This window comes from Streptomyces sp. NPDC002306 (assembly GCF_053593435.1).
On the sequence record NZ_JBSFCK010000039.1, the window covers coordinates 19,183 to 34,826 of the forward strand.

A 15,644-nucleotide genomic window follows, 5' to 3' on the forward strand; every position below is an offset into this window, starting at 1 on the left:
CGATGTCCTTTCCTCTGCTGACAGTGACGGCGGCGCTCCCGGCCGTCGGGGCGGTGGCCACGGCCGCCGTCCCGGCCGCCCGGCGCAACGCGGCCAAGGCGCTGGCGCTGCTCGTCTCGCTCGCCACGCTCGTGCTGGCGATCGTCGTCCTGGTCCGTTTCGACCCGGGCGGCGACCGCTACCAGCTCACCGAGTCCCACGCCTGGATCAAGGACTTCGGCGTCAGGTACGAACTGGGCGTGGACGGCATCGGGGTCGTGCTCGTCGCGCTGACCGCCCTGCTCATCCCGTTCATCATCCTGGCGGGCTGGCACGACGCCGACCCGCTGGAGACCGGAAGCCGCCGCTGGCGTCCGACGCAGGGCTTCTTCGCCCTGATCCTGGCCGTCGAGGCGATGGTGATCATCTCCTTCGAGGCCACCGACGTCTTCCTGTTCTACATCTTCTTCGAAGCCATGCTCATCCCGATGTACTTCCTCATCGGCGGCTTCGGGGACCGTGCCCACCAGCACGGGGAGGAGACGGCGTCGACGCAGCGCTCGTACGCGGCGGTGAAGTTCCTCCTCTACAACCTGGTTGGCGGTCTGATCATGCTGGCCGCGGTGATCGGGCTCTATGTGGTCGCCGGAAACTTCAGCCTCCAGGAGATCGCCCAGGCGCGGGCCGACGGATCGCTGCACATGGCGACCAGCACCGAACGCTGGCTGTTCCTGGGCTTCTTCTTCGCCTTCGCGGTGAAGGCCCCGCTGTGGCCGCTGCACACCTGGCTGCCCAACGCCATGGGGGAGGCCACCGCCCCGGTCGCCGTCCTCATCACGGCGGTCGTCGACAAGGTGGGCACCTTCGCGATGCTGCGCTTCTGCCTCCAGCTGTTCCCGGAGGCCTCGAAGTGGGCGACGCCCGCCATCCTCGTACTGGCGCTGATCAGCATCGTCTACGGGGCGTTGCTCGCGGTCGGGCAGCGCGACATCAAGCGGCTGGTGGCGTACGCGTCGATCTCGCACTTCGGGTTCATCATCATGGGCATCTTCGCGATGACGAGCCAGGGCCAGTCCGGCGCCACGCTCTACATGGTCAACCACGGGATCTCGACGGCGGCGCTGATGCTGGTCGCCGGCTTCCTGATCTCCCGGCGCGGCTCCCGGCTCATCGCCGACTACGGCGGGGTGCAGAAGGTCGCCCCGGTGCTCGCCGGAACCTTCCTGATCGGCGGCCTGGCGACGCTGTCCCTGCCGGGTCTGGCGCCCTTCGTCAGTGAGTTCCTGGTGCTCGTCGGGACGTTCGCGCGCTATCCGGTGATCGGCATCATCGCCACCTTCGGCATCGTCCTCGCCGCGCTCTACACCCTCGTCCTCTACCAGCGGACGATGACCGGCCCGGTGAAGGCGGAGGTCGAGGGGATGCCGGACCTCAGGGTCCGTGAGCTCGTGGTCGTCACCCCGCTGATCGTTCTGCTGATCTTCCTGGGCGTCTACCCGAAGCCCCTCACCGACATCGTCAACCCGGCGGTCAAGCAGACCATGTCCGACGTACAGAAGAAGGACCCCCAGCCCGAGGTGGAGGCGGCCAAGTGAGCGCAACAGCCGTCCACAGCCTGTGGACAACCGCGTCAACCGCGGCCGAGCCGATCGCGAAGATCGGCGCACCGAAGATCGAGTACGGTCAGCTGTCGCCCACCCTGATCGTCGTGGGCGCCGCGATCGTCGGGGTGCTGGTCGAGGCGTTCGTGCCTCGCAAGTCCCGTTACTACGCACAAGTGTTCGTGTCCGCGGTCGCGCTCATCGCCGCCTTCGCCGCCGTGGTCGCCCTCGCGGCCAACGGCTACGGCACCACCAAGGCGCACATCGCGGCCATGGGAGCGATCGCGGTCGACGGGCCGTCCCTGTTCCTCCAGGGCACGATCCTGCTGACCGGCCTGGTCGGCCTGTTCACCTTCGCCGAGCGGCGCCTGGACCCGCAGGCGCACGGCAACCGGGTCGACTCGTTCGCGGCACAGGCCGCGTCCGTGCCGGGCAGCGACAGCGAGAAGGCGGCCGTGAAGGCCGGTTTCACCACCACCGAGGTCTTCCCGCTGCTGCTCTTCGCGGTCGCCGGCATGCTGGTCTTCCCCTCGGCCAACGACCTGCTGACGCTGTTCGTGGCCCTGGAGGTCTTCTCGCTGCCGCTGTACCTGCTGTGCGCGCTGGCCCGCCGCAAGCGGCTCATGTCGCAGGAGGCCGCGGTCAAGTACTTCCTGCTCGGCGCCTTCGCCTCCGCGTTCACGCTCTTCGGCATCGCCCTGCTGTACGGGTACGCCGGCTCGGTGTCGTACGCGACCATCTCGCAGGTCGTCGACGGCACGATCGCGAACGTGGACCCGGCGCTCGCCGGCACCATGGGCAACGACGCGCTGCTGCTGGTCGGCACCGCGCTCCTCGTCATGGGCCTGCTGTTCAAGGTGGGCGCCGTCCCGTTCCACATGTGGACGCCGGACGTGTACCAGGGCGCGCCGACTCCGGTGACCGGGTTCATGGCGGCGGCGACCAAGGTGGCGGCCTTCGGCGCGCTGCTCCGGGTGCTGTACGTGATCCTGCCCGGCCTGCGCTGGGACTGGCGGCCGGTCATGTGGGGCGTCGCGATCATCACGATGCTCGGCGGCGCGATCGTCGCGATCACCCAGACCGACATCAAGCGGCTGCTCGCGTACTCGTCGATCGCGCACGCCGGATTCATCCTCGCCGGTGTCATCGCGACGACGCCCGACGGCGTGTCCTCGGTGCTCTTCTACCTGGGCGCCTACTCGTTCGTGACGATCGGAGCGTTCGCGGTCGTCACCCTGGTCCGGGACGCGGGCGGCGAGGCGACGCACCTGTCCAAGTGGGCCGGGCTCGGCCGTAGGTCGCCGCTGGTGGCGGCCGTGTTCGCGGTGTTCCTGCTGGCCTTCGCGGGCATCCCGCTGACCTCCGGGTTCGCCGGGAAGTTCGCGGTGTTCAAGGCGGCGGCGGAGGGCGGAGCGGCCCCACTGGTCGTGGTCGGTGTGATCTCGTCGGCGATCGCGGCGTTCTTCTACGTCCGGGTGATCGTGCTGATGTTCTTCAGCGAGCCGCAGCCGGACGGCCCGACCGTCGCCGTGCCGTCGCCGCTGACGATGACCGCGATCGGGGTGGGCGTGGCGGTGACGCTGGTGCTCGGCGTGGCCCCGCAGTACTTCCTGGACCTGGCGAACCAGGCGGGGGTGTTCGTGCGCTGACCCACGGCGCTCACGCGTCGGGCCCCGGTCCCCACAGAGGGGGGCCGGGGCCCTCGCGCGTGCTCAGGCGGCGGGAGCCGCCGGGCAGGTCACCGTCGGGTTCCACGGGGAGAACAGGCCGCTCGGGTTCGACTGGTAGATCCAGGCGCGCAGCGTGTACCCGGACCCGACGCCGGGGACGTTCTCCGGGCCCTGGAATTCATGGCCGAACAGCGTCGGCCGGGTGGTGACGGCGGGACCGGCCGGCACGATCCACTCCACCCCTGCCAGCTTGCGCCGTCCGTCCGGGCCGTCCGTGTAGATCAGCGCCGCGGGCGCCTCGGGGTCCGGCGGCCGGGTGGCGATGTCCGGGTTGACGTAGGGGTGGCCCGCGGCGCCCAGCGTCGGATCGGAGAGACAGACGTCGGAGCGCGCATAGCCGCCCGCGGCGGCGAGCGGCTCGTAGCCGTACCGCCCTGTCGCCGTGTACGTCCTGGTCAGGTCCGTCCACGCGAACGGGTCGGCGAGGTCGCCGGGCACGGCCTGGGCGGGAACGGCGGCCAGCGAGAAGGCCGTGGCCATCGCCATCGTGATGGCGGCCTTGAGAGGCCGAGGGGGCATGGTGCGACTCCTTGGTGCGAGGAGGCGCGCGGAGACGTACCGCGTGCCGTCCAGGGGGCAGGCGGGCCTCACCCCGTCCCGCATCAGCAGCATGTCCCGGCCCGTCGGAGGTGTGCCAGGCGACGGGGGCCGTTCGATTGACGACCGAACGTGAGCACGGAAGACGGGGCGAGCCTGTGGATAACTCCGGCGCTGTCGGTGCGGACCCCTATCGTGGAGGCAGTGGTCGAGGGACGACGTGCGGGGGACAGGACGATGGGCGGGACGGGTGGGATCACCGAGATGCCAGACATGACGGACAGCGAGGCGCTGGCCACGCTGCACCGGGTCTTCGGATACGGGGCCTTCCGCGGCGAGCAGGAAGCGGTCATCGAGCACGTGATCGCGGGCGGGGACGCTGTCGTCCTCATGCCCACCGGCGGCGGCAAGTCGCTGTGCTACCAGATCCCGTCCCTGGTCAGACCCGGTACAGGCGTCGTCGTCTCCCCGCTCATCGCGCTGATGCAGGACCAGGTGGACGCGCTGCGGGCCCTCGGGGTGCGCGCCGGGTTCATGAACTCCACGCAGGGCTTCGACGAGCGGCGGACGGTCGAGGCCGAGTTCCTGGCCGGTGAGCTCGACATGCTGTATTTGGCGCCGGAGCGGCTGCGCCTCGACTCCACCCTGGACCTGCTCTCCCGCGGCAAGATCGCGGCCTTCGCGATCGACGAGGCGCACTGTGTGTCCCAGTGGGGCCACGACTTCCGCCCCGACTATCTGGCGCTCTCCCTGCTCGGCGAGCGCTGGCCGGACGTGCCGCGGATCGCGCTCACGGCGACGGCCACGCGGGCCACGCACCAGGAGATCACCCAGCGGCTGAACATGCCGACGGCCCGGCACTTCGAGGCCAGCTTCGACCGGCCCAACATCCAGTACCGGATCGTGCCCAAGGCGGACCCCAAGAAGCAGCTGCTGAGCTTCCTGCGCGAGGAGCACGCGGGTGACGCGGGCATCGTGTACTGCCTCTCACGCAACTCGGTCGACAAGACGGCGGAGTTCCTGTCCCGCAACGGCGTCGAGGCGGTGCCATACCACGCCGGGCTCGACGCGGGCACACGTGCGGCGCACCAGTCGCGGTTCCTGCGCGAGGACGGGCTGATCGTGGTGGCGACCATCGCCTTCGGCATGGGCATCGACAAGCCGGACGTGCGGTTCGTCGCCCACCTCGACCTCCCCAAGTCGGTCGAGGGCTACTACCAGGAGACGGGCCGCGCCGGCCGCGACGGACTCCCCTCGACAGCCTGGATGGCGTACGGCCTCAACGACGTCATCCAGCAGCGCAAGCTGATCCAGTCCGGCGAGGGCGACGAGGCGTTCCGCCGCAGGGCCGCCGCGCACCTGGACTCGATGCTCGCGCTGTGCGAGACCGCCCAGTGCCGCCGGGGACAGCTTCTCGCCTACTTCGGCCAGGACCCGGACCCGGCGGGCTGTGGCAACTGCGACACCTGCCTCGTCCCGCCGGAGACCTGGGACGGCACCGTCGCGGCCCAGAAGGTGCTGTCGACCGTGGTGCGGCTCCAGCGCGAGCGCGGACAGAAGTTCGGCGCCGTGCAGATCGTCGACATCCTGATGGGACGGCGCACGGCCAAGGTGATCCAGTTCGACCACGACCAGCTGTCCGTGTTCGGCATCGGCGAGGAGCTGACCGAGGGCGAGTGGCGCGGTGCCGTGCGGCAGCTGCTGGCGCAGGGGCTGCTCGCGGTCGAAGGGGACTACGGCACGCTGGTGCTGACCGAGGACAGCGGTTCGGTGCTGCGACGCGAGCGGGAGGTGCCGCTGCGCAAGGAACCGAAGAAGCCGGTGACCGAGCGCACCTCCTCCTCCGGCCGGGGCGAGCGCAAGGCCAAGGCCGCCGCCGTCGAACTGCCCGAGGCGCTGCTGCCCGCCTTCGAGGCCCTGCGCGCCTGGCGTGCGGAGCAGGCCCGCGAACAGGGCGTTCCGGCGTACGTCATCTTCCATGACGCCACGCTCCGCGAGATCGCCACGGTGTGGCCCACGAGCGTGGCCCAGCTCGGCGGAATCAGCGGGGTGGGCGAGAAGAAGCTGGCCACCTATGGCGAAGGTGTCGTCGCGGTGCTGGCCGGCCTGGGCGGAACGCCCACGGCGGAACCGGCCCCGGCGGCCCCCGCCGATCCGGGTGCGGACCACTGGCCCGAGATGGACGCCGAGCCGGAGCCTGACGACTGGATGTAGCCCGGCGACGGGATGTGCCCCGGCGACGAAAGGTGACTCGGCGACGCGATGTGGCCCGGCGATCCGGGGCGGCCGCCTCGGGGTCGGGAAGGCCGTCAGCCGAGCGCGGTCAGTCCGGGTGCGAACGTGATCAGCAGGGGGAGGAGCGGGACCAGCGCCGCGACCGTCGTGGTGAGGGCCCGGTCCCGGCGGCCCAGGCGAGGGGGCGGTTCGAGCAGCCGGTCGACCCGCTCGCCCAGGAGGCGATGGCTGGAGGCGCAGGAGAGCACTCCGCGGTGCTGGTTCAGCTCGATGAGGGCCAGCGCGGTGGTCAGGTGGCCGCAGCGGCGGGACGCCGTGTCGTCGGCGGCGAGTTCCACCAGCCGGTGGGTCTGGTCGCAGAAGTGGGCGAAGAGGGGGACGCGGGGGAATCCGGTGGCCAGTGCCGTGGACAGATGCAGCAGCCAGTCGTGGTGGGCGCGGGCGTGGTCCCGTTCGTGGGTGAGGACGGCGTCGAGCTGGTGCGCGGTGAGGCGGTGCAGGGCGCCGGTGGTGACGACCAGCTGGGGCGGGTGGCCGGGCAGCCACCAGGCGTCGGGGTACTCGTCCTCCAGCACCAGCAGCGGCCCGCGGGCGGGGGGAAGGCCGGCCGGCAGGTCGGGGGCGCGTTCGCGCAGATGGGCGCGGGCCAGGCCGCGGCGGCGGCGGGCCTCGACGAGTTCGCGGGCGAGCATGGCCGTGGTCCAGGCGGCACCGCAGGCGAGCAGCAGGGTGAGGGCCGTCGCCCACGGGGCTGTGGCCGAGAGGTCGTAGGCCTCGCTCACGGCGCGCGGTGCGGGGGCGAAGACCTGGACCCGTACGGTGTGGAAGACGGCGGCGGCACTGAGCACCAGGGCTGTGAGGCAGCAGAGCAGCACGGTGGCGACCAGGCACTGCCACACCCACAGCGCGACCACGGGTTCCCGCTCCGGCCACACCGCCCGGGTCAGCGCGCGCGGAACCGGCACGGTGGCCGCCAGGGCGACGAGGCTCAGCAGGAGCAGGCAGAGGGTCATGCCATGGGCTCCGGATCCTGATCGGAGGGGGTGGTTGTCAGGGGGCGCGAAGGGAACTGGGGTGGTGCGGTCGGGTGGTGCGGAGGCGGACCCCGGCACGCGTGTCGTGCGCCCACCGCCAGTATGAGGGCGCCGGAGGCCGGAGTCAGGATCCTTGGGCGACTGGCCCCGGGGACGGCCAGCACTCCCCGGCCGAGGCGGGCCGCAGGCGTGCACCGACGCGCTGGCAGCCCACACCCCGCGGCCCACACCCCGCGGCCCCACGCCTCAGACTCCGGACCCCGTACTCCGGACCCCGTCTCCGGGCGCCGTCCTCCGGTCCTGTGCCGGTCGGTGCCGACTCGGACCTGTGCCGGTCAGTCGCGCGGCACCACGCGGCCCGTCACTTCCCCGAGGCCCACCCGCAGTCCGTCCGGTCCGGGAGCCCATGCCGTCATGGTGACCACGTCGCCGTCCTCAAGGAAGGCACGCTTGCCGTCGGGCAGTTCGAGCGGGTCGCGGCCGTTCCAGGTCAGCTCCAGCAGGGAACCGCGTTCTCCCTCGGCCGCGCCGCTGACCGTGCCCGACCCGTACAGGTCGCCCGTACGCAGCGAGGCGCCGTTCACGGTCATGTGGGCGAGTTGCTGGGCGGCGGTCCAGTACATGGTGGAGAAGGGCGGCTCGGACACGACCTGGCCGTTGATCGCGACGGAGATGCGCAGGTCGTAGCCGCCGGGCTCCTCGTCCGTGTCGTCCAGATACGGGAGCAGCGCGTGGGTGCGCGCCGGCGGGGCGACCCGGGCGTCGTCCAGCGCGTCCAGCGGTGTGATCCACGCCGACACCGAGGTGGCGAAGGACTTGCCGAGGAAGGGGCCGAGCGGGACGTACTCCCAGGCCTGGATGTCACGCGCGGACCAGTCGTTCAGCAGGCACAGGCCGAAGACGTGGTCCGGGAAGTCGCCGAGCGGCACCGGGCGGCCCGGCTGTGACGGCGCGCCCACCACGAAGCCGACCTCGGCCTCGATGTCCAGCCGTACCGACGGCCCGAAGACCGGTGCCTCGTCGGTGGGGGCCTTGCGCTGGCCCGAGGGCCGTACGACGTCCGTGCCCGACACCACGACCGTTCCGGACCGCCCGTGGTAACCGATGGGCAGGTGTTTCCAGTTCGGGGTCAGGGAGTCCGCCGCGTCCGGGCGGAAGATCTGGCCGACGTTGCGGGCGTGGTTCTCGGAGGCGTAGAAGTCGACGTAGTCGGCGACCTCGAAGGGCAGGTGCAGGGTCACCGACGACAGGGGGTGGAGGAAGGGCTCGACGGCCTGCTGGTGGGCCGGCACCGTCACCCACCCGGTCAGTGCGCGTCGTACGTCCGACCACACCGTGCGGCCGGCCGCCAGCAGCGGGTTCAGGGTCGGCCGCGCGAGCACGGAGGCGTACGGGGAGCCGAGCGCGAGGGCCGCGGCTCCCGCGTCGAGGACGTGGTCGCCGAGGCGGACGCCGACCCTGCGCTCGGCGGAGTGCGAACCCGCGGGGGAGAAGACGCCGTACGGAAGGTTGTGCGGCCCGAAGGGATCGCCCTCGGGGACGTCGAAGGGGGGCATGGGTACTGCCTCACTCTCGGATGCGTGCGGTGCGTTCCGTTTGGTCGTGCCACATGGTGTTTTTCATGTGACCGCGGCACACGTTACGGCTGAGTTGGCTGTCTTGGGCAGTGTCTAAAGAGTTTGCAATGTCCGTTTTAGGGTTGTCGGAGGCGGCAATTCCGGCTTAGCGTCCTTTGGGGGACACGGACGGGGTGGGTCCGGTCCGTAGGGGGGACACGTGGGGGGACCCGTGGCCGGGAGTACCAGCAGCATGCCTTTCGAGGCCGACCGTGATGTGCCGGGTCTCATCGTGAAGTTCGGTGACTATCCGCTGCACCACGGCGGGGTCGGAGCGATCCGCAGTCTGGGCCGCCTGGGCGTCCCGATGTACGCGATAACCGAGGACCGTTACACGCCGGCCGCCGCCTCGCGCTATCTGGAGCGGGCCTTCGTCTGGCCGACGACCGGCACCGAGGAGCCGGAGTACCTCGTGGCGGGACTCCAGCGGATCGGCCGTCGTATCGGCCGGCCCACCGTCCTCGTCCCGACCGACGAGGAGGCCGCGGTCCTGATCGCCGAGCACCAGGAGGCGCTCGCCGACCACTTTCTCTTCCCGCGGGTCGAACCCGGCTTACCGCGCCACCTGGCCAGCAAGCAGGGCCTGCACGAACTGTGCGTGGAGCACGGCATTCCGAGCCCGTCGGCGGCTTTCCCGCAGTCCTACGACGACGTCGTCGCGTTCGCCGAGAAGGCACGCTTCCCGGTGGTGGCCAAGAACCGCGAGGCGTTCGTACGGCGCAAACGGCCGGCCGTGAACGGCACGACCAGGATTTCCAGCCGGGAGGGACTACTCGCGCTCGCCGACGACTGGGGCGAGCGGCACGGCGACCCCGGCGTGATCCTCCAGGAGTACCTGCCGCGGGAACAGGCGGAGGACTGGATCGTGCACGCCTACTTCGACCGGGACTCGATCCCGCTGGCGATGTTCACCGGTGTGAAGGTCCGCTCCTGGCCGCCGCACGCGGGCATGACGGCGAACGCGTACGTCGTCGACAACCCGGAACTCGCGGACCTCGCCACACGTTTCATCAAACAGATCGGCTTCACCGGAATCATCGACCTCGACCTGCGCTTCGACCGGCGCGACGGTCAGTACAAACTGCTCGACTTCAACCCGCGCGTGGGCGCCCAGTTCCGGCTCTTCGAGAACGAGTCGGGTGTGGACGTGGTCCGCGCCATGCATCTGGACCTGACCGGCCGCACCGTTCCGGAGGGGGAACAGCGCGCCGGCCACCGGTACATCGTGGAGAACATCGATCTGCCCGCTCTCCTCGCCTACCGCCGCAGCGGCTATACGACGCCGCACGCACCGACGCGGTCGAGCGGGACGGAGCTGGCCTGGCTGGCGGGTGACGACCTGCGGCCGTTCTTCACGATGCTCGCGCGCTTCGTGCGGCCGGGCGCGAAACATCTTTACCAGCTGTGGCGCACCAACCGCCGCGGCGGCAGCACCACCACGAAGTGACGAAGTGACGTCCTGGGGAGGGACTTCGTGATCCGACCGGTAGCAATCATCGGTGCCGGGCCCTTCGGCCTGTCGACCGCCGCCCATCTGCGGGCGCGCGGCATCCCTGTCCGCGTCTTCGGCGAACCCATGGTGAGCTGGCGCGACCACATGCCCGCGGGCATGCTCCTGAAGTCGACCCCCGTGGCCTCCAACATCGACGCACCGCAGCAGGGCCACAACCTGGTCGACTACTGCGACGCGGCCGGCATACGCCGACTGGTGACGGACGAGGACATCATCCCCGCCGAGAGCTTCATCGCCTACGGCGAGTGGTTCCAGCAGAAGCTGGTGCCCGAGCTGGAGCGCGTCCGGGTCGTCTCCGTCGACCGGAGGGCCGGCGGAACGAGTGGAGCGGGTGGAGCGGGTCGCGACGGTGGTGGCGGTGGTGACGGTGGAGCGGCCGACTCGGGGTTCGAACTGAAGCTGGACTCCGGTGAGTTGTTCACCGCCCGGGCGGTCGTCGTGGCCACCGGACTGTCCGGTCTGTCCTACCTTCCGCCGGAGCTGGCCGCGGCCGCCGCGGACGGCCCCGCGCCCACCGGCCGGGTCTCCCACAGTTCCCAGCACCACGACCTCAGCCGGTTCTCCGGCAAGGAGCTCATCGTCGTCGGCGCGGGCCAGTCCGCGCTGGAGACGGCAGCCCTCGCGGCGGAGGCGGGCGCGCAGGTGCGGGTCGTCTCGCGCGGCCGCGGCCGGGTGGCCTTCGGCGCACCTCCGTGGAACCAGCCGAAGCTGCGCCCCGAGTCCCCCTTCGGCCGGGCCTGGTCGCTGTGGGCGCTCAGCTACTACCCGCACCCCTACCGCTACCTCCCGGCCCAGACCCGCCACTACCTGGTCCGCCGTGTCCTCGGCCCGCTCGGCGCCTGGTGGCTGCGCGACCGCTTCGAGGGAAAGGTGCAGGTCAGCGAGGTGGCGCGGATAGTCGGGGCAGGTGCGGCGGACGACCGTACGACGCTGACGGTCGCCCCGCACGCGGGTGGCACCCGGCAACTGTCCGCCGACCACGTCATCGCGGCGACCGGATACCGGGTGGACCTGGCGGCGATGGACTTCCTCGGTCACGAGCTGCGTGCCGCGCTCGCGGTGAGCCGGGGCACTCCGAAGCTCGGCGCGGGCTATGTGTCGTCCGTGCCCGGTCTGTACTTCACCGGCCTTCCGTCGGCGGCCTCGTACGGCCCGGTGATGCGCTTCGTGTGCGGTACGGAGTTCGCGTCCCCGCGGCTGGCGAAGCACCTGGCGGCGGCGCACGGCTGAGGAGCGGCCGAGGAGAAGTTCCGCCGGTCTGTCACAGAGCCGGCCTCCGGAACGTCAGTGCGGTGACGGCGACCCGTCACCGCACCCGGATCGATCCGACCGACCCCGAGAAGATCAACGACAGGGCCGGGGGATCCGGCGGACGCGCGGGAGGCAGCACCCTGCAGGCACGGATGACGAATCCGGCGTACGTCCTTCCGACCGCGATAAGAGGCATCGGCACCCTCTTCCCGGCGATCCGCGATCCGCGATCCGCGATCCGCGATCCGCGATCCGCGATCGGCGAGAGCGGCCTGGCTCAGGACCTGGCGGAGATCGTGGCGCTGCGCACCTGCCAGACCGACGGCTTCGGTGCCTGTGTGCACGGCGAACGCGTCAACACCACCATCAGGGAGCCCGCGGGCACTACTTGGGGCTGAGAACGGGGGTGAAACGGGGGTGAGTCGTGGGGGCGTGGGGTCCGTATTCTCTGATCATGGCCGCTCCCCTCGCATTCTCACTCATCGCCACCGACCTGGACGGAACGCTGCTGCGCGGCGACGACACGTTCTCCGACCGGTCCCTCGCCGCGCTGTCGCGGGTGGTGGACGCCGGTGCCCGGCACCTCGTGGTGACGGGACGCCCGGCCCCGAGGGTGCGACCGCTGCTCGACGAGCTGCGCTGCACCGGGCTCGCGGTGTGCGGGCAGGGAGCGCAGTTGTACGACGCCGGCGCGGACCGGCTGCTGTGGTCGGTCACGCTGGACCGGGAGCTGGCCGAGACCGCCCTCGGCAAGATCGAGGCCGAGGTCGGGCAGGTCTACGCGGCCGTGGACCAGGACGGGGTCGACGGCCTCACGCTGATCGAGCCCGGCTATCTGATGCCCCACCCGACCCTGCCCGCGGTACGGGTCGGACGGCGCGACGACCTGTGGTGCGACCCCATCAGCAAGGTCCTGCTGCGCCATCCCGCCCTGTCCGACGACGAGTTGGCGGCGACAGCGCGTTCCGTGGTGGGGTCGCTGGCGACGGTCACCATGTCGGGCCCGGGGACCGTCGAGCTCCAGCCGTGCGGTGTCACCAAGGCGACCGGGCTGGCGCTGGCCGCGGAGCATCTCGGCCTGGGTGCCGAACGGGCCCTCGCCTTCGGCGACATGCCCAACGACATCCCCATGTTCGACTGGGCCGCCCACGGGGTGGCGATGGCCAACGCCCACCCCGAGCTGAAGGCGGTGGCGGACGAGATCACCCTGTCGAACGAGGACGACGGGGTCGCCGTCGTCCTCGAGAGACTTCTTTCGTGATCGGGCCGGTCAGTACGCGCTGGACACGTTGTCGATCGAGCCGTACCGCTTGGCGGCGTAGTTGCAGGCGGCCGTGATGTTCGCGACCGGGTCGTAGATGTCGAACGAGGTGCCGGCCACGTGGTATCTGGCGAACGTCGGGTCGATGACCTGGAGCAGACCCTTGGACGGTATGCCCTTGACCGCGTTGGAGTCCCAGAGGTTGATGGCGCGCGGGTTGCCGGAGGACTCGCGCATCACGTTGCGGTAGATCCCGTTGTAGCTTCCGGGGATCTTGTGCTTCGCCATGACGGAGAGGGACTGGCGGATCCAGCCGTCGAGGTTCTTGTTGTACGCGACCGCGGTGGGCGTGGAGGTCACGGACGCGGGGGCCGCGGTGGCGCAGGTCGCGCCGAGGATGGGGAGGGTGAGCACGGCGGCGCCGGTACCGGCGACGGCGAGGGTGCGGACGAAACGGGCGCGACGGGTCTGGCCGATAGCGAGCATGTCGAGGTTCCTCTCCGGGTGCCTGCGAGGTGAGCTGTCGGGCTCGGGCGGGGAGGTGCCCGGTCGTACCGCTCTTCGGCGATGCGACTTAGCCCCTAGCCGTCCCGGGGTGACGTCCGGTCCGGCGGCTTGCCTGGGTTCTCCCGCTCCTGCCGTACGAATGAGTTCGTCGATGGTGGTGAAGGGCGGCGGCAGGATTAGGCGTCCGCCCGATTGCCCGGAACGTATGCGAGAGCACATGTCCGAAACAAGTACCGGATTCACATCTCACACCTATTGACCTTGATCTGAGGCATATGAGGCGCTTGATCCTTTGCGGTTGCCAAGGGTCAAATCGCTTGCGGCAGAAGGCTGGTGGGGTGCGGGGTGGATATTCCCCCATGTTGGGGCGAGTGACCCAATTCACGCGTCGGGGGGCGTTGGGGCATTTAATGCCAAGAGGGATTCATTAATTATTCGCGGCAAATCGGACATGGGTGCCGAAGAGGTCCCTTTCTCTTCTATTAGTCCGTTTTGAACGGATTGATGTGATTGGTGGTGTTGGTCCCTCGGATTGGCTGGAGGGGTGGGGTCGGGTGGGGGCTGGCTCTCGGTTCTCGTCAGCCGCTCCGGCCGCTCCGGCCTCCCTGGCCTCACGGTCCCTCCGCCCTCTCTGTCCTCTGTGGGGGGTGGTTCCGGTGGTCGGTCATCTGGGTGGCCCCGGCGGGCCCCCTATTGGTTGGGGGGTGCGTGCGTGCGGGGTGCCGCGCCGGTGGGGGCGGGTGGGTGTCTTCGGCTGGTCAGGTGATGGTGTGCGGCGATCCGTTGCGCGGAGGCGGGCGGCGTTCCGTGCCGGCGCCGACCAGGGCTGGGTCTCCCGAGGTGGCGCGGTGTGGGGTGCGGGGCGCGGATCCTTGCCTTCTGGCGCGTCGACAGTTCCCGTCGCGGCGGCGGAAATCCGATGCGGCCTGCCCATGTCGTCCGATCGGAGACATAACGGGCGTGATCCGGTACGGCCTGGCCTGTAACCGTGGGGGCTATCGGTGATCGAAACGTGACCGGATACGCTGACTTGAGTGATGGCAGCGACCTATCGACAAACCGTGTAAGCGCCAGTAGACACCAGCAGACAGGAGACCCCTCGTGACCGTCGTCGGGCCGTTCGGGCTGAGCGTGCGGGACCAGGCTCTGGAAGCCGATGTCCAGGCCGGATTGGCGGCTGTCGAGGAAGGGTTGCTCGAGGCCACCAAGAGCGAGGTCCCCTTCATCACGGAGGCCGCGCAGCATCTGGTGCGGGCAGGCGGGAAGCGCTTCCGGCCGTTGCTCGTGATGCTCGCGGCCCAGTTCGGGGACCGGCACGCGCCGGGGATCGTGCCGTCGGCGGTGGTCGTGGAGCTGACGCACCTCGCCACGCTGTACCACGACGACGTCATGGACGAGGCCGAGGTGCGGCGCGGGGTGGACAGCGCGAACACCCGCTGGGGCAACTCGGTCGCGGTTCTCACCGGTGATTTCCTCTTCGCGCGGGCCTCGCACATCCTGGCCGACCTCGGGCCGGAGGCGGTGCGGGTGCAGGCGGAGGCGTTCGAGCGGCTCGTGACCGGGCAGATCCTGGAGACGGCGGGACCGCAGGACGGCCGGGATCCGGTCGAGCACTACCTCGACGTACTGGGCGGCAAGACCGGGTCGCTGGTGGCCGTGGCGTGCCGGTTCGGGGCGATGATGTCCGGGGCGGACGAGAGGATCGTGGACGTACTGACGCAGTACGGGGAGCGGCTCGGGGTCGCCTTCCAGCTGGCCGACGACGTGCTCGACATCGCGTCCGACTCCCACGAGTCCGGGAAGACGCCCGGGACGGATCTGCGCGAAGGCATCCCCACGCTTCCGGTGCTGCGGCTGCGGGAGCGGGCGGCAAGGCTGGGGCTGGCGGAGGATGTCGCGCTGTGCGAGCTGCTGGACTCCGACCTGAGTGATGACGCGCGGCTGGCGGAGGCGTTGGGCGCGCTGCGGGAGCACCCCGCGCTGGAGCAGGCGCGGCGGGACACCGTGCGGTACGCGGAGGATGCGCGGGCCGCGTTGGCGCCGTTGCGGGAGTGCGGGGCGAAGCGGGCGCTGGTGGAGTTGTGCGATGCGGTGGTGCATCGGGCGGGGTAGGGGCCTTGCCCACCCACCCGCCCGACTCGGTTGGCGGGAAGGCACCCTCGTTCCGGGGCTCCGCCCCGGACCCCGGCGGGGACTGCGTCCCCTGCACCCCGCCAGGCTTCTGGCTCCACGCCCCTGCATCCCTGAACTCCGCCCCACGTGGACTCCGGCGACACCCCTGGCGCCCTGCGGGGCTTCGCCCCTGCACCCCTGCGGGGCTTCGCCCCTGCACCCCTGCGGGGCTTCGCCCCTGCACCCCTGCGGGGCTTCGCCCCTGCAC

At 70.6% G+C, this 15,644-nt stretch carries 12 protein-coding genes; 8 read left to right on the forward strand and 4 right to left on the reverse strand.

All coding sequences use genetic code 11. From position 1 onward, the window contains the following. The first annotated feature begins 2 nt into the window (after nt 1-2). Both ACWCQK_RS35860 and nuoN read left to right on the forward strand, forming a co-directional pair. Nucleotides 3-1,574: an NADH-quinone oxidoreductase subunit M gene (locus tag ACWCQK_RS35860; RefSeq protein WP_451162372.1), complete on the forward strand. Its 1,572-nt coding sequence runs from the start codon at nt 3-5 to the stop codon at nt 1,572-1,574. Continuing rightward, a complete protein-coding gene (gene nuoN, locus ACWCQK_RS35865) occupies nt 1,571-3,229 on the forward strand; it encodes an NADH-quinone oxidoreductase subunit NuoN (protein ID WP_451162374.1) in 1,659 nt (552 codons plus the stop codon). The genes ACWCQK_RS35860 and nuoN overlap by 4 nt, the downstream gene beginning before the upstream one ends. Nucleotides 3,230-3,292: 63 nt before the next feature. On the opposite strand, the gene ACWCQK_RS35870 is transcribed toward nuoN, so the two are convergent. Beyond that, nucleotides 3,293-3,829 (reverse strand): hypothetical protein, encoded by a 537-nt coding sequence (locus tag ACWCQK_RS35870; protein ID WP_451162376.1) that lies wholly within the window; start codon nt 3,827-3,829, stop codon nt 3,293-3,295. 255 nt (nt 3,830-4,084) lie between these two features. On the opposite strand from ACWCQK_RS35870, the gene recQ reads away from it, so the two are divergent. Continuing rightward, a complete protein-coding gene (recQ, locus tag ACWCQK_RS35875; protein WP_451162378.1) occupies nt 4,085-6,061 on the forward strand; it encodes a DNA helicase RecQ in 1,977 nt (658 codons plus the stop codon). Between the two features lie 95 nt (nt 6,062-6,156). On the opposite strand, the gene ACWCQK_RS35880 is transcribed toward recQ, so the two are convergent. Together ACWCQK_RS35880 and fahA are read right to left on the reverse strand one after the other, a co-directional pair. Beyond that, on the reverse strand, nt 6,157-7,095 hold the full coding sequence (locus ACWCQK_RS35880; RefSeq protein ID WP_451162380.1) for a M56 family metallopeptidase: 939 nt from the start codon (nt 7,093-7,095) through the stop codon (nt 6,157-6,159). 356 nt (nt 7,096-7,451) lie between these two features. Next, nucleotides 7,452-8,672, reverse strand: a complete 1,221-nt coding sequence (fahA, locus tag ACWCQK_RS35885; protein WP_451162382.1) for a fumarylacetoacetase — start codon at nt 8,670-8,672, stop codon at nt 7,452-7,454. A gap of 253 nt (nt 8,673-8,925) precedes the next feature. Here fahA and ACWCQK_RS35890 point away from each other — a divergent pair, with 253 nt between their 5' ends. The 4 genes from ACWCQK_RS35890 to ACWCQK_RS35905 all read left to right on the forward strand — a co-directional run bounded on the left by ACWCQK_RS35890 (nt 8,926) and on the right by ACWCQK_RS35905 (nt 12,757). Continuing rightward, on the forward strand, nt 8,926-10,179 hold the full coding sequence (locus ACWCQK_RS35890) for a carboxylate--amine ligase (protein ID WP_451162384.1): 1,254 nt from the start codon (nt 8,926-8,928) through the stop codon (nt 10,177-10,179). Between the two features lie 27 nt (nt 10,180-10,206). Continuing rightward, nucleotides 10,207-11,475: an NAD(P)-binding domain-containing protein gene (locus tag ACWCQK_RS35895; RefSeq protein ID WP_451162386.1), complete on the forward strand. Its 1,269-nt coding sequence runs from the start codon at nt 10,207-10,209 to the stop codon at nt 11,473-11,475. A 62-nt stretch (nt 11,476-11,537) separates the two neighbouring features. Continuing rightward, complete coding sequence (locus ACWCQK_RS35900; protein ID WP_451162388.1) at nt 11,538-11,894, forward strand: hypothetical protein; 357 nt, start codon at nt 11,538-11,540, stop codon at nt 11,892-11,894. 56 nt (nt 11,895-11,950) lie between these two features. Beyond that, nucleotides 11,951-12,757: an HAD family hydrolase gene (locus tag ACWCQK_RS35905; RefSeq protein ID WP_451162390.1), complete on the forward strand. Its 807-nt coding sequence runs from the start codon at nt 11,951-11,953 to the stop codon at nt 12,755-12,757. Between the two features lie 9 nt (nt 12,758-12,766). On the opposite strand, the gene ACWCQK_RS35910 is transcribed toward ACWCQK_RS35905, so the two are convergent. Next, the gene (locus ACWCQK_RS35910; RefSeq protein ID WP_451162392.1) at nt 12,767-13,243 is read right to left on the reverse strand and encodes a transglycosylase SLT domain-containing protein; all 477 of its coding nucleotides are present in this window, start codon (nt 13,241-13,243) and stop codon (nt 12,767-12,769) included. A gap of 1,122 nt (nt 13,244-14,365) precedes the next feature. Here ACWCQK_RS35910 and ACWCQK_RS35915 point away from each other — a divergent pair. Further along, a complete protein-coding gene (locus ACWCQK_RS35915) occupies nt 14,366-15,376 on the forward strand; it encodes a polyprenyl synthetase family protein (protein ID WP_451162394.1) in 1,011 nt (336 codons plus the stop codon). The last annotated feature ends 268 nt before the right edge of the window (nt 15,377-15,644 follow it).